Genomic DNA, 17,371 nt, shown 5'->3' with positions numbered 1-17,371 from the left:
AGTTTTTCTTTAATGTGTGTTCAAAAGTAATTTAAATTATTAACACCTCATTTTAAATTAAATTGGAAGTACGCATTTGTTTGTTAGGTTAAACAAAATGTTTACTTTCGCCGAGAATTTTGGTTTAGAACAATTTGTTATGATAATTTATTGTTTTGATTAAAAGGGAATCTAGTGAAAATCTAGAGCTGTTCCCGCAACTGTAAGTTTATGCCAAACCAGTTTGGCACCTAGTTTCTAGGGTTTTATTTACTTCTTTGCCACTGAGAAGATTTCTTGGGAAGGCTAAATAAAATAAAACAAGTCAGGAGACCTGCCAAATTTCAAAAACTATTGTTAAACTTTCGGGATAAAGGTTTACGTATGGGTACAGACATACTATTCGCTCGAACAAGAGATTAAAAATGAACAAATTTTTTTATGGGTTTTGTGCTACCATATTGGTAGGTACTAACCTTGTTGCACAAACGCAACAGAATGATTCCATTGCAATAAAACAATTGGACGAAGTAATTGTTAGTGATTCTCGTTTTGCCATAAAACGTGAAAATTCTGGAAAAACAGTGATTAAAATTACTGCTGAAGAAATTGAAAAAAATCAAGGAAAAAGTATCGCAGAAATTATTAACACTAAATCTGGAATTGAAATTGCAGGGAGTAGAGGTAGAGATGGTTCTATTTTGGGTGTTTTTGCCAGAGGTGGTAGAGGTAGGCAGGTATTGGTATTGATTGATGGGATTCGTGTAACAGATCCATCTAGTTTTTCGCCTCAATATGATTTGCGTTTACTTTCCACAAGTGCAATTGAATCTGTTGAAATTATTAAAGGAGCGGCAAGTACATTATATGGCACTAATGCTGCAACAGCAGTAATCAGTATTACAACAAAGAAAAGCACAACTAAAAAAATTGCGGGGACTTTTAAGGCTGCAACCGGAACCAATCAAACTTCAGAAAATCAAAATTATGATTTTAGAAGTTTTACAAATAGTGCTTTAGTACATGGAACTTTAGATAAGTTTAAGTATAAGATTGGCACTTCAAATCGATTTTCAGATGGAATTTCAGCTGCTGTAACTCCAGAAAATGAAGATGATGCCTTCTCACAGTATAGCGCTGATATTAGTATAGGATATCAATTTTCAAATCAATTTTCTGTTTCAGTTTTTGGAAACAAAACAAAAATAAATACTGAGTTTGATGCCGCTTTAGCAGAGGCACCTAATCGTTTTATACAGGACCAAGAAAGAATAGGCATCTCTTCTACTTTTGCATACAATAAAAATGGGTCATTACAATTAAACAGCTCTTATTCTGATTATACTTCAGATTCTGAAAGTACATTTGGAGAAACAGTAACCAATGGGAAAAATTTATTTGTTGAATTATATAATAAGTATATTATTGCACAAAAATGGCATTCCGTACTTGGTGTAAGTTATAATAAAGATGAAGCTATTTTTAGTAATGAGGTGGATTTTACAATTATAGATCCTTATGCTAATGTAGTATTTGTATCTGGAAAAGGTTTTAATTTAAATGCTGGTGGGAGGTATAATACACATTCAGAATATGGAAATAAGTTTTTATACAATATCAACCCTTCTTATGCTTTTTCTACAAATAATGGGTATTTAAAACTTTTAGGTTCATATGCTACATCTTATATTACACCGGCTTTAACACAGTTATTTGGTGATTTCGGAGCGAACCCAGATTTAATACCAGAGGAAAATAGGACTATTGAAGGAGGAATAGAATATGTAGTAAATGATGCTTTAAGAGTAGGTGCTGTTTATTTTGATAGAAATGAAAAAGATAGGTTTGGCTTTGATCAAAATTTTATGACCATAAATATTTCTGATGAAATTGATGTAAACGGAGTTGAAACAGAAGTTTTTTGGAACCCAACATCTAATTTGGATATTAGTGCTAATTATACGTTTACAGAACGAAAAGGAGATAATGCAATACGTATTCCAAAACATAAATTGAATGCTACTTTAGGATATAAGTTTAATAAAAACACCTCAGGGTCGCTCTCGTATACCTATACTGGGGATCGTTTAGATACTGATTTTACTACATTTACAGATGTTTCTTTAGATGCTTTTTCCATACTCAATTTATATTTAGATCATCAAGTTATCGCAGAAAAACTTCGTATTTTTATTGCTGCGGATAACCTTTTTAATACAAATTATACAGAGATTATAGGGTTTACAACAAGAGGAACTAATGTACGTTTGGGCTTTACGCTTAAACTTTAAAAAGTAAATATTAGACTTTAATTAAAAAGGCTCGGTAGATACCGAGCCTTTTTTGTTTGTGTAAAAAATGTATAATAAATTTTAGTTGGATACTTTTCTGGTATCTCCACTTTTATTCTTAATGATGTATAAGTTTTTTGGTAAGTCTGCAATAATTTGGTTTTCTTCAGAAATGCTATTGACAGTCTTGGTTAATACTTTTTGACCAGAAAAATTATAGATGTCAATTTGATATGGTTTTTCTGAAATAGGGCTATTATTTGTTTTAGAATAAAATTCATCAAAACCACCAAGAGGTGTTGGGCATATAATACAGCCGCCAAAAGGATCACCACCTCTTCCTGTAGCTGAAGAGTAATTAATAGGAATAGCAGTTACATTATTATTTTCAAGGCTTTCATCATTAAAGTCATCATTATCAGCTACAACTAAAATATTTGTAGTTCCTGAATTACGACCAAGAGCTCCAGATATTTCTGAATAGAAAAATGTAACATTAACTTGTCTGCTTGAATTTGGAGATATGGCAGCAAAATTAGAAATTTGCCCAAATTCGATATCTGTCGAAGTCTCCAGAGTTGTATTAGACGATAAAAAATATCTTAAGTTAGTTCCTTGTGAGGATGCATTTCCTTGGTTTTTTACAGATATATTTGCATTGATCGAAAATGCAGAATTGGCTATATGTCTATCATTACCTATGTCAGCAAGTACTCTACTACACTGAGAACATCCACTATCTACAGTTGTGTTATCTCTATCGATAATTAAATCTGGTTTACCTGATGAGTTAGGACAGTTAGCTCTATTTGTAGGTACTATTTTTGAACTACCTTGTCTATAGCGCACATCAAAATAATGTTCTACTCTAACATTAACTCTAACTCTTACTTGATAATTTCCATTTCTTGCCCAATTAGAATTTAGTGAGCTTGAATTTACCTGTGCTAAATAAGCAGATTTATTAGTAGCTCCTATATTTTTTACAGTTCTCCATCTTTTATTTTGATTATCAAAAATTTGAATCGCATAACTACTAATCCATCTTTCATAGACTTTTCTCCATCTAATATTAAAAAAATCTGTTTCACATTGATCAGAAGGTCCTAAGTAATTAACATGGGATATCCAAGGAGTAGTTCCTGCATAGTCTGGATTAAAGTTTATAGGTATATCATCAAAATTAATTTGAGCATAATTTAATTGACAAGCAATCATTAAAATTAAAAAAGTAATTTTTTTCATATTATCTTAGTTTAGAATTTATATTACATCTAATATAATATTATTAAAACAATATAGAAAATAATTTTTGTTAAAAATGAAAAATAATTCATTTTAAATAAAAAAATCCCTATCAAGACGCCATTTATAGGGATTATATGATGTAATTGTGATTAATTATTTCTGCAATAACATATCTTGATTTTGAAGATACATTTCATCAGTAAACTTTGGAAGTTTTAGTTCAATTGATTTAGACATATTAAAATTTGGAACCATTTCTTTTGTTTTAGAAGTACTACTTCCTGTAATTTGTTGTAATGCAACATTAAGCAAAGCTTCTGTAGGGTCTCCAAAAGGCTTAATGTCTGCTAAAAAACGAAATTCTTCGACTAAGATATCTGGTTCAAAACCAAAAGTGTAATCACTTTGGTTAAGACTATTAAAAACTTGAAAAACAATAGGTTGCATTCCAACTGTATGATTAGAATTTCTATTGTTTAAGTTTGTGAATGGGTCGTTGCCAGAAGCTGGTGAATCAACAACTGTTATTGAGCCTTCATTTTTTCCAACTGTTCTTTCTCCGATTATTGTAACAGGCATATAAGGTCTTAACCCATTTATAATCATCTCACTTGCTGAAGCAGTACTCCTACTGGTAAGCACATATAACCTATTAATATTTGAAAGTCTATTAGCAACCTCATCACCAGTGCGCTGGCTAGTTGTTTTATCAAAAAGAAAAACTTCATCGAAAAAAGTGAAAGTGAAACCTTCATCAGCTTCTCTTTTAGAATTATATTCAAGACGTGCAAAAGCGTCATTTTGTGCAGGTATACTTCCATTGATCATGCTAGCTAAGTGAGAAGATGTTAATACTGAACCGCCACCATTATATCTTAAATCTAAAATTAACTCGTTAATGCCCTCACTTTTAAAAGTTCCAAACACTTCATTTAATTCGCCATTAAATGTATTTCTAAATCCATTATAGACTAAATAACCAATTTTTCTACCGCCTTGTTCAATTATAGTAGAGTAGTGTACAGGATTAGATGTTATTGTTTCAGCAGTTAGTGCTATTTCGCCATCTATTGGTATTAGAGTTTCATTTTCAATATTAGCTAGTCCTAAAGTTATATTTTCTTCAGAAAACACTTTATTGATGATGGCTCCATTACCTGTAGTCATTCGTTCTCCATCAACTCTGCTAACAATATCACCTCTCTTTAAACCTGCTAAATCTGCTGGCGAACCTTCAACCACATAAGCGATAAAAATTACAACATCATCTGAATTTTGACTCACTCTAGTTAAACTTCTTGGAAATCCAATGCCATAAGATTTACTGATGCCTCTAAAACTATTTAATTGTTCATTTACATCTGGGATGTACCATGAGAAATCATCTACTTCCCCTGGTTTGTATATTAAAGAATTAAATAGATCTTGAGAATTACTAAATCCATTTAAGTAGGTGTTGAAATCATCAATACTAGAAAATCTATCGTCGGCTAAATTTGGTTGATCATCTTGCCAAAAATACCAATAGTTTAATCCATTCCAGATAAAATCGTTTACTTCACTATTTAGCTCAACAGATACTATTTCGTCATCATTTTTATTACAGCTAGAGATTGTTAAAAACAAACCAATAGCTATTATCATATACTTTTTCATTTTTTGCAATTTTAAATTTTTTATAACTTTTTCATCTTTAAACTAGCAATAATCATACCTAAAATGTTGATCATACCTCTATTACTATGCCTCTAAAATACTTAGATTAGGATTAAAAAAAAAGTATTCTGTAACAAAAATCGTTGTATGTCGTCTTCCTTGTATAAACTGCTAAAAATGGTTTTACAACAACACCAACTAAAAAATGAAACAAGTAGAATTTTTAAAAGTTGTGCTTCCCTTTAAAGATAAATTGTTTCGCTTAGCGAAACGATTACTAGTATCTACTGAAGAAGCTGAGGATGCAACACAAGAAATATTACTAAAGTTATGGTCTAAAAATGAAAAGATTGAAAAGTATAATAATGTAGAAGCTTTTGCAATGACCATGACTAAAAACTTTTGTTTAGACCGATTGAAATCTAAGCAAGCGGGTAATTTAAAACTAGTGCATAGTAATTATAAAGACGAGAACTCCTCTTTACAAAAACAAGTAGAAACTAGTGACAGTGTAAGCTGGGTAGAAAAAATAATGGACGAATTGCCAGAACAACAAAAAATGGTTTTGCAATTAAGAGATGTAGAGGCATATGAGTTTGAAGAAATAGAAAAAATGCTTGATATGAAAGCTACAGCGGTAAGAGTAGCATTATCAAGGGCAAGAAAAACAGTAAGAGAAAAATTAGTACAAAAACATAGTTATGGAATTGGATAATATAGAAAAATTATTAGAAAAGTATTTTGAGGCTACTACAACAGTTGCTGAAGAAAAAACCTTGAGAGCTTATTTTGCCAAAGAAAGTGTAGCTACACATCTAGCACAATACGCACCAATGTTCACCTATTTTTCTAATGCTAAAGAAGAAGAATATACAAAGCAAATGCCACTAAAAACTAAAAAGCAAAAGCCAAAGTGGTTAGCTGTTGCTGCTGTAGCATTCCTATTTTTTGGAGTTTATTTTGGGAACACTTATTTAGAGAAAAAAGAAGCTGATAAAAGAAAAGCACAAATGGCCTATGAAGAAACTAAGAAAGCCTTAGATCTTTTAGCAGTAAATTTTGGAAAAGGAATTGAAAAAGTTGCTTATCTAAATGAATTTGAAACAACAAAAATGAAAATTTTTAATAATAAATAATAAGTAAATAAATTATGAAAAAGTCACTAATAATTTTATTAATAAGTATTCTGCCTTTAGCTGGGCTATCACAGTCAGCCTTTGATAAGTTTGCAGATTTAGATAATGTTACTTCAGTAACAGTTAGTAAAGCTATGTTTGATCTTATTGCAAAAATCGGAGTAGATACTAACGATGCAGAAGCTCAAGAATATATTGAAATGGCAGAAAAACTAAGTGGGTTAAAAGTTTTTACTACTGACGATGCCACAATATCAAAAGACATGCAGTATACTGTAAATAAATATTTAAAATCTGCTTCTTTAATAGAATTGATACAGGTTAAAGACAAAGAAGCTGATATAAAATTTTATATTAAAGAAGGTAAAGATAAAGACCATGTTAGCGAGCTATTAATGTTTTTAACAAGTATGAAAAATATTGAAATAGAAGGTAGAAAATTTGAAACTGTTCTATTATCCTTAACTGGTGATATTGAATTATCTAAAATAGGAGCACTTACTAGTAAAATGAATCTTCCTAAAGAATTAAATAATGCTGGAGGAAATAACTAAAAATATAATGCAGTTATTGTACAATAACTGCATTATTTTAATCATCAATCATTAATTAATTAATTAAACTTTGAAATAAATTCAAGGTGATCAAAAACAACAATCATGAAAAAAATCAATTTATTCGTTTTAATCGCAGTTTTACCATTATTTGGCTTTTCGCAATCTATATTTGATAAATATGAGGATATGGATAATGTAGGTTCCGTAATTGTAAATAAGGGTATGATAGATCTTTTAGGCTCTTTAGGCGAAATGTCTGATGATAAAGAGGCAAAAGAGTTTTTAGAGGTAGCATCAGGTATTAATTCTGTGAAAGTATTTATGACAGAAGATGAAAAAATGTCTGCTGATATGAGTTTTACCGTAAAAAAGTATTTAAAAAAATCTTCTTTAGAAGAGCTAATGCGTGTAAAAGATAAAGATGTTAATGTAAAGTTTTACATTAAAAAAGGAAAACGGAAAAACCATGTTACTGAACTTTTAATGTTTGTTTCTGATCTTAAAAATAAAGATGTTGGTATTAAAGGAAGAGCTTTTGAAAGTGTAATTGTTTCACTTACAGGAGATATCGATTTAGATAAAATAGGAACAATAACAAATAAATTAAACTTGCCTAAAGAATTGAACAAGGCAGGAAACTAATATAAAGTGTAAAGCCATAAAAATGAGAAAAATTATATACAGTTTATTCATTAGCCTTAGCATGCTCTTAACTGCTTGCTCTTCTACAAAGAGTATCCAAGAATATTATGTAGATAATTCTGAGAACCCTAATTTTATTTCTTTTGATTTGCCTGCTAGCCTTTTAAATTTAGATAAAGCAGCTCTAAGTGCAAAACAGAAAGAAGCTATAAGCTCTCTAAAAAAACTAAATATTTTAGCTTTTCAGAAAACTACAGAGAATATTGCTGCATATAGAGCAGAAAAAGTAAATGTAAAAGCAATATTAAAAAATGATAAGTTTCAAGACTTAATGAAGCTAAATACAGAATATGGTAAAGGTGTTATAAAATATTTAGGGGATAGTGATGCTATAGACGAAGTTATCATTTTTGGTGATAATATAGATAAAGGTTTTATGTTAATAAGAGTATTAGGAAATGATATGAACCCTTCACATTTAATGGATGTAGTGAATGCTCTAAAAAAATCTGATTTTGACTTAGAACAATTAAAAGGTTTAGGTAACTTTTTTGAGAAATAATTTTATGTTGTTACTTTAAAAACTCCTGATATGGAAATTTCCATGTCAGGAGTTTTTGTTGTTACCTAGTATTAAATTTATGGCATTTGCTTAACTTGAACCTATATTAACTAAACACTATATTTTAAAATGACAAATTTACAAGAAACTGTTGTTGATAAGGCAGCAGATGCAGTAACAACTGGTAGCTTTTGGGAAAATTTATCTCCTGAAATTATAATGAAATATGCAATAGATTATGGGTTACCCATCGTAAAAGCTTTATTAATTTTTATAATTGGTTCATGGGTCATCAAGAAAATTGTTAAAGTCATTGCTAAAGTAATGCGTAAAAATAATTATGATGAATCATTACAGAAGTTTCTGCTGAACCTAATTTCATGGGCATTAAAAATCTTTTTAATTATAACTGTGATCTCTACATTAGGGATAGAAACCACAAGTTTAGCTGCGGTAATTGCAGCAGCCGGTTTAGCCGTTGGTTTAGCTTTGCAAGGTTCACTTTCTAATTTTGCAGGAGGAGTATTAATCATCATTTTTAAACCCTATAAAATAGGAGATTTAATTGAAGCGCAAGGTATAACTGGTGTTGTAAAAGAAATAGAAATATTCACTACTAAATTAAATACTCCTGAGAATAAATTGGCTATTGTTCCTAATGGTGCTATGGCTAATGGAAATATTGTTAATTATACTGCTGAAGGAAAAATACGAGTAGACACTTCAGTTGGTATTGGTTATGGAGAGGATATGAAAAAAGCAAAAGAGGTTTTATTAGCAGTTTTAACATCTCATCCTAAAGTGCTTAAAGAACCTGCTCCATCTGTAAATGTTGCAGAACTAGCCGATAGTTCTGTTAATTTGGTGGTTAGGCCATTTTGTAAACCAGAAGATTACTGGGATGTGTTTTTTGATACTGTAGAGGGTAGTAAACTAGCCTTAGATAAAGCTGGTATAGAAATTCCTTATCCACACGAAGTACAGATCAATAAATAACAAATTACACCTACACCTGTCAGGTTTTAGAAACCTGACAGGTGTAGGTGTGTTTTTCAAAACCTGACAGGTATGTTTTATATTCCTGTGTAATTGCTCGGTGTAATTGCTTTTAATTCCGTTTTTATGGCATCAGAAACTTCTAAAGTATCTATAAAATCAGCAATCGAATGCTGATTTATCTTTTCATTTGTACGGGTTAAACCTTTTAACGCTTCATATGGATTTGCATATCCTTCTCGTCTTAGTATGGTTTGTATAGCTTCTGCTACTACTGCCCAGTTGTTCTCTAAATCTTGTTCAAATTTTTCTTTATTTAAGAGTAATTTGTTAAGTCCTTTTAAAGTAGATTGTATGGCAATGATCGTATGCGCAAAAGGTACGCCTACGTTTCTAAGTACGGTACTATCCGTTAAATCTCTTTGTAATCTAGAAACGGGAAGTTTAGCACTTAAGTGTTCAAAAAGTGCATTTGCAATACCTAAATTCCCTTCAGAATTTTCAAAATCTATAGGATTTACTTTATGTGGCATTGCTGATGAGCCTACTTCTCCCGCTTTTATTTTTTGTTTAAAATAATCCATAGACACATAAGTCCAAAAATCTCTGTCTAAATCTAGGAGGATGGTATTGATGCGTTTTAAGGTATCAAACAATGCGGCCATATGATCATAATGTTCAATTTGAGTGGTAGGAAAAGAATGTTGTAAGCCTAATTTTTCTTGAACAAATTTTTGACCAAAGACTTTCCAATCTATAGTAGGATATGCCACTTTATGTGCATTAAAATTTCCAGTTGCTCCACCAAATTTAGCAGCACTGGGGATATCGTTTAATAAATTGAATTGCTCTTTTAATCGTACAGCAAAAACTTCAATTTCTTTGCCCAAACGAGTAGGAGAGGCAGGCTGACCATGCGTGCGTGCTAGCATAGGAATTGTAGCCCATTCTTTAGCTAATTCCTCAATTTTAGCTAAAATCTCCAGATAATTTGGTACGTATACATCATTCATTGCTTCTTTTATAGAAAGCGGAATAGCAGTATTATTAATATCCTGAGAGGTTAGACCAAAATGTATAAATTCTTTAAATTCTTGTAAGCCTAGCGAATCAAATGCAGCTTTAATAAAATACTCAACTGCTTTTACATCGTGATTGGTTGTTTTTTCAATTTCTTTAATTGCTAAAGCATCTTCAGAAGAAAAACTCTTATAAATAGCTCTTAAATCATCAAATTTAGAAGGGTCAAAACTGGCAAGTTGAGGCAATGGAATTTCGCACAATGCAATAAAATATTCTATCTCTACTAGAACTCGATATTTTATTAATGCTTCTTCAGAAAAAAAAGGAGCTAAAGCTGCTACTTTACTTCTGTAACGACCATCAATAGGTGATATTGCATTTAATTGATTTAATGACATTTCTATGATTTTGATTAAAAATTTGAAAGGTGCAAATGTAATTAAAATTGTGCTTATATTTTTGGTGTAAGCACCAGTTTAAAGTACTATTTGGTATGTTGTAAGTTATAGTTTTGCTAATGTTTGTCTTGCTCTAGCCTTATATGCAGCACTCCCATTATTATAATTTTGCTCTAATACTAATTTAAGTTCAGGGTGTACCCATTTAAATTTTTCACCCAATAGTAATAAACTTGTCATAGAATAGGCTTGTGCAGCTACTTTATGATCACCAATAAGCCAATCAAAGCAAGCTGAAGTAATCCGCTCTAAATAGGTGTTTGTTAAAAATTTAATGCTTTCAGGATCTTTCTTTTTAAAGTAAGATAGGGTTAAATATTCGCATATTTTAGCAACCGGACGTACAGCAGAATCGTTATAAACACTACTTAAATTTCTAGTAAATTCCTCTAAATAAGGAAAAATAAAGTGTAACTGTTCTTTGGCCGTAAATTCTAATACCCAACATGCCCTAGGGGAAATTTTATCATCTACGGAAAAGGCGATGTCTATTAAAGGAGCTACTAATTCTTTATGAGTATTAATTAGTTGTGCCATTTCTGTTCTTTTCTCTCTAGAATGGTTTACATCATTTAATGCCTTATACAATTCATTTGGTGTCACACAAAAATATTTTAGTATAGATAATTGATTTTTGGTAATTACAATTTAAACAGTTAATAGCTTAACTTTTAATTCGGATCATTTTTTAATACACTGATGTATTTCCTTGCTTTAGTTTACAAAATCATATAATATAAAACTAGCTATTATTTTAGGTATAAAGCCCTATGAGATCATCAACTAAAATTGGAATACCATTTACAGCGGTTTTAGATATGATGGTTAAATTATTAAAGTCTGTTTGTTGCACAGATGGTTTTGGATCTATAAAATAAATAGGGGTATTTGCTTTTATATAATTTACTAAGCTAGCAGCTGGGTATACTTGCATAGAGGTGCCAATAATAATTAAGAGATCTGCTTGTTCTGTAATCTTAATGGCTTTTTCTAACAATGGTACTTCTTCTCCAAACCAAACGATATGCGGTCTTAATTGATGTCCATTTTTACTTAAGTCACCTAAATTTAGATCGGTTTCCCAATCTATAATTTCAGTAGTACTATGTGCTGTGCTCCTTACTTTTAATAATTCGCCATGTAAATGAATAATTTTTGAACTTCCAGCTTTTTCATGGAGATTATCAATATTTTGAGTAATAATTGTTGTGTCAAAGTGTGCTTCTAAATCTACCAAAGCTTTATGAGCGGCATTTGGTTCTACTTTTAATAATTGTCTGCGTCTTTCATTGTAAAAATCTAAGACAAGCTTTGGATTATTTTTAAATCCCTGTGGAGAGGCTACTTCCATAACATTATGTCCTTCCCAAAGTCCATCAGCATCTCTAAATGTTTTTATGCCGCTTTCTGCACTAATCCCAGCACCAGTTAAGATGACTATTTTTTTCATTTCTTTTTCCAATTTTTATAAGCATTTGAATTTACTAAGTTTTCAAAAGTATTTATTTCAGATTCATCAATATCTTCTATATAGTCTATTAAATCAGATTTTTGGTAATCATAGATATGTATTAAATCATCTAAAAAACGGATGCATTCTCCATATTTTTCAGCTGTATTATAAATCATTAATAAAGTAAATTTAGCTTCTGTATAATTGGGAAAATTTTGAATTATTTTTTTAAATGAAGTTATAGCTAAATTATATTTTTTTTCTTCAAAAGCTATATTTCCCCTATATAAATTGAGAAATCTATCATTTGTAATAGCTTCTAAATAGTTTAATACTTCATATACTTTGTCATATTCTTTTGTTAAAGTATAATAATCTATACTAAGCAAATAAATGGTTTTATCGTTTGGATAGGCTTTAATCATATTTGCCATTGCATTTAGGTATAGTTCTTCGTCTAAATTACTAGCAGCGGTAGTTTTTATAATATGAATAATTTTTAGATTTTTCAGATCATCTCCTTCAATCTCATTTAATTCTTCAATTGTAGTCTTATAGTCTTGTTTACTATATGCTAAAAATGCTTTTAATAAGTGTTTTTGATCTAAACTTTCTTTTGAAGCAATTATTTTTTTGAAATTTGATATAGGTATGTAAGCTTTAAATAGCTTATTAATACTTTCTGTTAGATTTTCTCCGCTAGTATAATAGTAAATATCACCAATATAAAATTTACCGTTTTTTTTATTTATTAAGTATTCATGATAATTAATTCCTCCCTCTTCAGAAAAAAGCCTAAATAATATTTTATAGGCTTTTATATCGTAATCATAATAATAATCAATGAAATCATAATAACCATTATTAACATTTATATCATCATAAATTTTTTTTGGTATACCTTTTATTTTTCTGACAAGACCTTTTACAAAACTATCTGTATATTGTTTTATAGTTGATCCAAATTCATCAGTTTTAATAGTTTGATTTATAAAATAAGATTTATCTAAATGTTCTAAAAAAGCTTTGCTATCATTATTATAAATAGCATTTTCAATTTGATATCCTAAGTCATATATAAGAGAATCATTTTCTACTTTTAGTTTTGCTTTTGTTCTTATATTTTTTGTGTTTATTTGACAAAAAACATTTGAGGTACCATAAAGGATAAAACAGATGTATAGTAATATGGACTTAATTTTCATACTTTAGGCAGCAATTACACTGTATAAATATACTTTTTTGATTTTTATTATATTCGGTTTATGGAAGACAATTTACTTTTAAATTATTTAGAAGAATTTATTTCTACTGATCGGAAGCAACGTTTTCTAGAGGTTTTAGAAGAACGCACTAAATATATTACCGTAGCCATAGAAGATGTGTACCAGATGCATAATGCAAGTGCAGTAGTGCGTAGTTGCGAAATATTTGGGGTACAGGAAGCACATATTATAGAAAGTAAATATGGGAAACGCTTAGATAAAAACATTGCGATGGGAGCAGAGCAATGGGTAGATGTTTGTAGATATGATAGCACCTCTTCATGCATTAAAAAATTAAAAGAAGATGGGTATCAGATTATTGCAACTACACCACATCATAATTCAAATTTTTTAGATGATTTTGAAATTAAAGGGAAAACTGCTTTGTTTTTTGGAACAGAGAAAAGTGGATTGAGTGATGAGGTTTTCATGGCTGCAGATGGATTTTTAAAAATACCTATGGTTGGTTTTACAGAAAGTTTAAATATTTCGGTATCTGCAGCCATTATTTTAGAACGATTAGCGACAGAACTTAAAAAAAGCACTTATAATTGGCAACTTACTGCATCAGAGAAATTAGAAAAACGTTTAGATTGGACCAAAAAGTCAATTAAGAGTATCGATGCCATTTTAGAAAGGTATTATAGCATTAAATAATTTTTAGTACATTTATTTGCAACCAATAAACTGATATACAGATGACTACAATATTACTCGTTTTAGGTGGAATTACCATAGTATTCCTTTTTTTAATATTAATAGCACCAAAAACATATGATGTTTTTAGAACTATAGAAGTTCATAAACCAAAAACAACTGTTTTTGAATATTTAAAATATTTAGAGAAACAACAAGAATGGTCTCCATGGGCAAAAAAAGATCCTGATAGAAAAACGAAACTAACTGGAACCGATGGAACTGTGGGAGCCGTACATTATTGGAATGGTAACAAAGAAGTTGGTGAAGGAGAACAAGAAATTACAAATATTATTGAGGGTGAAAAAGTTGAAGGTGAACTTCGTTTTTTTAAGCCTTTTACATCTACTTCCAATTGTTACTTAATAGTAGAAGAGGCTGCTAATAAAAGTAGTAAAGTTACTTGGGGTTTTTCTGGAAAAAATAAATTTCCGATGACGATACTGTCTTTATTTATGAGTATGGATAAAATGGTAGGTAAAGATTTTGAATCTGGTTTAAAAGATTTAAAATTGATATTAGAAACCAAGTAGCACTATTATTTTTTCTTTTTTCTATTTAGTACTTTGTAATCTTCATAACAACCACTAATAGCATCTAGAATTTGTAAATCGTTTGCGGTTAATATAAAAGAATTAGAGTAGTTACAGTTTGTTAAGATATCGTTTATATCTGCCTTATCTATTTGGAGTAGTACAATAAGGGTTTGCCTATCAAATTTTGAAGCAAGTAAATCTTTAATAGCATCATCTTCTTTTACTTTTCTTAGCTTTTTTAATTGGTTAGGTCTTTTGCCAAAAAGGTTTCTTAATAAATCAGCAGGATTTAAAATGGCACCAAGTACTTTAGTTACTGCACTAGGATTTTTCTTGCCCGCTTCATAAGCTGTATTTAAACCAGAGATACTGTATTGGTATGCATCGTTTACAGGAAGATTTTTAACATCAATTTCTAAATATCCTGTGAGTTGATATGGTGTAACTATAACTTCTTCTAATGCATATGCGAGCTCCGTTAATGAAATTTTTGTGTTTTCAAACTTTATCATGTCGTTTGTTACACTTATTTTTTGTGGTTTAAATCCTAAATAGGTGAGGTACAAAGTATCATTTAAAGTTGCAGGGATACTGAATTCGCCTTTTTCATTGGTAATGGTTCCAACCACTTGGGTGAGGTTAACAATATGCACACTCTCCATTAACGCTTTAGTTTGGTCGTTAACCACAACTGCTTTTACAAGCGTTTCTTTATTTATTTCAGTTTCTTGTGAAAAACTCAAAAAAACAGATAATAGTAAAATGCATAATATAACTTTCTTCATCTATAAATTATAAAAATACCCATGAGGTTAAGATAGGTATAAAAATAGAAAACTATATAAAAAAATACGCCTGAGCGTATTTTTTTATTATTTAATTAACTAAAAGAAACCACTTCTTCTTTTGCTTTTTCCGCTACTACCAGAATTTCCAGATCCAGAACTTCTACTAGCACCTCTAGCGCCAGAAGACCTTCTTCTTGAGGAATCTCCACTATCTCTGTTCCTACTTTTATTTCCATTACCGTAACCGCCACGAGAAGAATCTCTTCTTCCGCCACCACTACGATTTCTATCTCTACCACCACGGCGACTACCACCTCCAGGGTTACTAGAAATTTCTACATTTACAAATCTACCATCTACTTTATAATCTTTAAAAGTTTCAAGAATCTTTGGTGTTAAAGCTGCATCTGTATTAAAGAAAGAAAAACTCTCTTTTACATCTACTTTAAAAATATCATCTTTACCAGTGTCTAAAGTATCTCTTAAGAAGTCTTTTAAGGACATCCAGTCATAATCGTCTTTTTCCCCAACGTTTATAAAATAGCGAACAGAACCACTTGTAGGTACTTCGTTAGTATTACGAGCGCTTCTTTCTCTTCGATCATTTCTATCAGATCCGCTAGTATTTAAATCTTTTGCTTTGTTGTAATAGTTAAAGAAACGTGTAAATTCTACTGAAACCACTTTTTTAATTAGTTCTTCTCTGTCTAGTCCTTCAAAAATTTCGTTAATAGCCGGTAAATAACTTTCTACTTCAGGATTAATTTCAGTACTTTTTATTTTTTTGGCTAAATGATGCAATTGAATCTCACAAATTTCCATTCCGGTTGGAATTTTCTTTTTGAGGAATTTTTGATTGATTTTATTTTCAATTGCTTTAATTTTTCTTAGCTCACTGCGCGTAACAATAACCATAGAAACGCCTTCTTTTCCAGCCCTTCCGGTACGCCCACTACGGTGTGTATAAGTTTCTATTTCATCGGGTAATTGATAGTTAATTACATGTGTAATATTATCTACATCAATACCTCGGGCAGCTACATCAGTAGCAACAAGCATTTGAATTTGTTTTTTACGAAAAGCATTCATCACCAAATCTCTTTGGTTTTGACTTAGATCTCCATGTAATGCTCCTGCATTATAACCATCTTCTATTAGATTTTCAGCTACTTTTTGAGTATCCCTTTTTGTTCTACAAAAAATTACAGAAAAAATATCAGGATTCGTATCTGCTAGTCTTTTTAATGCAGGATAACGATCTCTTCCACTAACAACATAATACTCGTGTTGGACGGTAGAAGCTCCAGAATTTTTTGTTCCCACAGTAATTTCCTGTGGTTTATTCATGAATTTTTTGGCTATTGTGGCTACTTCTCTTGGCATTGTTGCAGAAAATAACCAGGTAGATTTTTCTTTAGGAGTATCGGAAAGTATTTCTTTAATATCTTCATAAAAGCCCATGTTTAACATCTCATCAGCCTCATCTAGAATACAATAATCAATTTTAGAAATGTCTACTAGGCCTCTCCCGATCATATCTTTCATACGGCCTGGTGTGGCTACAACGATCTGAGCTCCTCTTTTTATTTGCCTTGCCTGATCTGTAATACTTGCACCTCCATAAATGGCTACCACATTAATATTACGTTCGTATTTAGAATATGCCTGTATTTCTTTTGTAATTTGTAAACACAGCTCTCGAGTAGGAGAGAGAATTAAGCCCTGTGTAGTTCTACTATTTGGGTCAATTTTTTGAATTAGTGGAAAACCAAAAGCTGCGGTTTTACCTGTTCCGGTTTGTGCAAGTGCTACTAAATCGGTATCACTTTCTAATAAAATTGGGATTGCTTTTTCTTGTACTTCAGAAGGGGTTTCAAAACCCATATCTGTAACAGCATCTAATATGGACTTTTGCAGTCCAAGTGCTTCAAATTTTGTCATAAATAAGTTAATGTTAATCGCAAATATGTATGTTGCGTAGAGTGATTATCATCTTATTATAACCTATCCTGACTCCGAGCAACACATGCTATACCAGCGGCGTTAATTGAAGTTGCAAAGGTACTCTTATTATTTAAGATTACC

Annotated in this window: 17 protein-coding genes and 1 riboswitch; of the genes, 9 read left to right on the top strand and 8 right to left on the bottom strand. The window is 30.7% G+C overall.

Annotated features, from left to right (window positions below; genetic code table 11):
- The first annotated feature begins 103 nt into the window (after positions 1 to 103).
- A riboswitch (cobalamin riboswitch) is annotated at positions 104 to 335 on the top strand.
- A 69-nt stretch (positions 336 to 404) separates the two neighbouring features.
- Positions 405 to 2,270 carry a TonB-dependent receptor plug domain-containing protein gene (locus ACZ451_RS17040; protein WP_464214609.1) on the top strand — a complete coding sequence of 622 codons (1,866 nt, stop codon included), beginning with the start codon at positions 405 to 407 and terminating at the stop codon, positions 2,268 to 2,270.
- Positions 2,271 to 2,351: 81 nt separating this feature from the next.
- Here ACZ451_RS17040 and ACZ451_RS17035 read toward each other — a convergent pair whose 3' ends face one another.
- Both ACZ451_RS17035 and ACZ451_RS17030 read right to left on the bottom strand, forming a co-directional pair.
- Positions 2,352 to 3,515 (bottom strand): CARDB domain-containing protein, encoded by a 1,164-nt coding sequence (locus ACZ451_RS17035; protein WP_464214607.1) that lies wholly within the window; start codon positions 3,513 to 3,515, stop codon positions 2,352 to 2,354.
- 156 nt (positions 3,516 to 3,671) lie between these two features.
- Entirely contained in the window at positions 3,672 to 5,174 is a 1,503-nt protein-coding gene (locus ACZ451_RS17030) for a S41 family peptidase (RefSeq protein ID WP_464214605.1), read from the bottom strand.
- Positions 5,175 to 5,379: 205 nt separating this feature from the next.
- Here ACZ451_RS17030 and ACZ451_RS17025 point away from each other — a divergent pair, with 205 nt between their 5' ends.
- The 6 genes from ACZ451_RS17025 to ACZ451_RS17000 all read left to right on the top strand — a co-directional run bounded on the left by ACZ451_RS17025 (position 5,380) and on the right by ACZ451_RS17000 (position 9,067).
- Entirely contained in the window at positions 5,380 to 5,889 is a 510-nt protein-coding gene (locus tag ACZ451_RS17025) for an RNA polymerase sigma factor (protein ID WP_464214603.1), read from the top strand.
- Positions 5,876 to 6,310: a hypothetical protein gene (locus ACZ451_RS17020; protein ID WP_464214601.1), complete on the top strand. Its 435-nt coding sequence runs from the start codon at positions 5,876 to 5,878 to the stop codon at positions 6,308 to 6,310. The genes ACZ451_RS17025 and ACZ451_RS17020 overlap by 14 nt, the downstream gene beginning before the upstream one ends.
- Before the next feature lie 14 nt (positions 6,311 to 6,324).
- A complete protein-coding gene (locus tag ACZ451_RS17015; protein WP_464214599.1) occupies positions 6,325 to 6,864 on the top strand; it encodes a DUF4252 domain-containing protein in 540 nt (179 codons plus the stop codon).
- Between the two features lie 105 nt (positions 6,865 to 6,969).
- Positions 6,970 to 7,509, top strand: a complete 540-nt coding sequence (locus ACZ451_RS17010) for a DUF4252 domain-containing protein (RefSeq protein ID WP_464214597.1) — start codon at positions 6,970 to 6,972, stop codon at positions 7,507 to 7,509.
- A 22-nt stretch (positions 7,510 to 7,531) separates the two neighbouring features.
- Positions 7,532 to 8,071: a DUF4252 domain-containing protein gene (locus tag ACZ451_RS17005; RefSeq protein ID WP_464214595.1), complete on the top strand. Its 540-nt coding sequence runs from the start codon at positions 7,532 to 7,534 to the stop codon at positions 8,069 to 8,071.
- 219 nt (positions 8,072 to 8,290) lie between these two features.
- Positions 8,291 to 9,067: a mechanosensitive ion channel family protein gene (locus tag ACZ451_RS17000; protein ID WP_464216936.1), complete on the top strand. Its 777-nt coding sequence runs from the start codon at positions 8,291 to 8,293 to the stop codon at positions 9,065 to 9,067.
- Between the two features lie 77 nt (positions 9,068 to 9,144).
- Here ACZ451_RS17000 and purB read toward each other — a convergent pair whose 3' ends face one another.
- From purB to ACZ451_RS16980, 4 genes are all read right to left on the bottom strand, one after another.
- A complete protein-coding gene (gene purB, locus ACZ451_RS16995; protein WP_464214593.1) occupies positions 9,145 to 10,488 on the bottom strand; it encodes an adenylosuccinate lyase in 1,344 nt (447 codons plus the stop codon).
- A 105-nt stretch (positions 10,489 to 10,593) separates the two neighbouring features.
- Entirely contained in the window at positions 10,594 to 11,151 is a 558-nt protein-coding gene (locus ACZ451_RS16990) for an adenylosuccinate lyase (RefSeq protein WP_464214591.1), read from the bottom strand.
- A gap of 151 nt (positions 11,152 to 11,302) precedes the next feature.
- Positions 11,303 to 11,998, bottom strand: a complete 696-nt coding sequence (locus ACZ451_RS16985; protein WP_464214589.1) for an SIR2 family NAD-dependent protein deacylase — start codon at positions 11,996 to 11,998, stop codon at positions 11,303 to 11,305.
- Positions 11,995 to 13,206, bottom strand: coding sequence for a tetratricopeptide repeat protein (locus ACZ451_RS16980; RefSeq protein WP_464214587.1), 1,212 nt, complete (start codon positions 13,204 to 13,206; stop codon positions 11,995 to 11,997). The genes ACZ451_RS16985 and ACZ451_RS16980 overlap by 4 nt, the downstream gene beginning before the upstream one ends.
- A gap of 60 nt (positions 13,207 to 13,266) precedes the next feature.
- Between ACZ451_RS16980 and ACZ451_RS16975 the strand changes: the two genes are divergently transcribed.
- Complete coding sequence (locus tag ACZ451_RS16975; protein WP_464214585.1) at positions 13,267 to 13,923, top strand: TrmH family RNA methyltransferase; 657 nt, start codon at positions 13,267 to 13,269, stop codon at positions 13,921 to 13,923.
- Positions 13,924 to 13,964: 41 nt separating this feature from the next.
- On the top strand, positions 13,965 to 14,495 hold the full coding sequence (locus ACZ451_RS16970) for an SRPBCC family protein (RefSeq protein WP_464214583.1): 531 nt from the start codon (positions 13,965 to 13,967) through the stop codon (positions 14,493 to 14,495).
- Between the two features lie 5 nt (positions 14,496 to 14,500).
- Here ACZ451_RS16970 and ACZ451_RS16965 read toward each other — a convergent pair whose 3' ends face one another.
- Both ACZ451_RS16965 and ACZ451_RS16960 read right to left on the bottom strand, forming a co-directional pair.
- Positions 14,501 to 15,283 carry a carboxypeptidase-like regulatory domain-containing protein gene (locus tag ACZ451_RS16965; protein ID WP_464214581.1) on the bottom strand — a complete coding sequence of 261 codons (783 nt, stop codon included), beginning with the start codon at positions 15,281 to 15,283 and terminating at the stop codon, positions 14,501 to 14,503.
- Positions 15,284 to 15,382: 99 nt separating this feature from the next.
- Positions 15,383 to 17,227 carry a DEAD/DEAH box helicase gene (locus ACZ451_RS16960; RefSeq protein ID WP_464214579.1) on the bottom strand — a complete coding sequence of 615 codons (1,845 nt, stop codon included), beginning with the start codon at positions 17,225 to 17,227 and terminating at the stop codon, positions 15,383 to 15,385.
- Between the last annotated feature and the right edge of the window lie 144 nt (positions 17,228 to 17,371).

The sequence above is a fragment of the Allocellulophaga tsushimaensis genome, assembly GCF_055383085.1.
Note: the sequence above shows the minus strand (reverse complement) of the source record. Positions and strands in the feature narration are given on the sequence as shown.

Coding starts and splice junctions, on each gene's coding strand:
- ACZ451_RS17020 (WP_464214601.1), top strand. CDS start 5,876: ATGGAATTGGATAATATAGAAAAATTATTAGAAAAGTATTTTGAGGCT.
- ACZ451_RS17025 (WP_464214603.1), top strand. CDS start 5,380: ATGAAACAAGTAGAATTTTTAAAAGTTGTGCTTCCCTTTAAAGATAAA.
- ACZ451_RS17000 (WP_464216936.1), top strand. CDS start 8,291: ATGAAATATGCAATAGATTATGGGTTACCCATCGTAAAAGCTTTATTA.
- ACZ451_RS16960 (WP_464214579.1), bottom strand. CDS start 17,227: ATGACAAAATTTGAAGCACTTGGACTGCAAAAGTCCATATTAGATGCT.
- purB (WP_464214593.1), bottom strand. CDS start 10,488: ATGTCATTAAATCAATTAAATGCAATATCACCTATTGATGGTCGTTAC.
- ACZ451_RS17005 (WP_464214595.1), top strand. CDS start 7,532: ATGAGAAAAATTATATACAGTTTATTCATTAGCCTTAGCATGCTCTTA.
- ACZ451_RS17030 (WP_464214605.1), bottom strand. CDS start 5,174: ATGAAAAAGTATATGATAATAGCTATTGGTTTGTTTTTAACAATCTCT.
- ACZ451_RS16975 (WP_464214585.1), top strand. CDS start 13,267: ATGGAAGACAATTTACTTTTAAATTATTTAGAAGAATTTATTTCTACT.
- ACZ451_RS16965 (WP_464214581.1), bottom strand. CDS start 15,283: ATGAAGAAAGTTATATTATGCATTTTACTATTATCTGTTTTTTTGAGT.
- ACZ451_RS17015 (WP_464214599.1), top strand. CDS start 6,325: ATGAAAAAGTCACTAATAATTTTATTAATAAGTATTCTGCCTTTAGCT.
- ACZ451_RS17035 (WP_464214607.1), bottom strand. CDS start 3,515: ATGAAAAAAATTACTTTTTTAATTTTAATGATTGCTTGTCAATTAAAT.
- ACZ451_RS17040 (WP_464214609.1), top strand. CDS start 405: ATGAACAAATTTTTTTATGGGTTTTGTGCTACCATATTGGTAGGTACT.
- ACZ451_RS16980 (WP_464214587.1), bottom strand. CDS start 13,206: ATGAAAATTAAGTCCATATTACTATACATCTGTTTTATCCTTTATGGT.
- ACZ451_RS16985 (WP_464214589.1), bottom strand. CDS start 11,998: ATGAAAAAAATAGTCATCTTAACTGGTGCTGGGATTAGTGCAGAAAGC.
- ACZ451_RS17010 (WP_464214597.1), top strand. CDS start 6,970: ATGAAAAAAATCAATTTATTCGTTTTAATCGCAGTTTTACCATTATTT.
- ACZ451_RS16970 (WP_464214583.1), top strand. CDS start 13,965: ATGACTACAATATTACTCGTTTTAGGTGGAATTACCATAGTATTCCTT.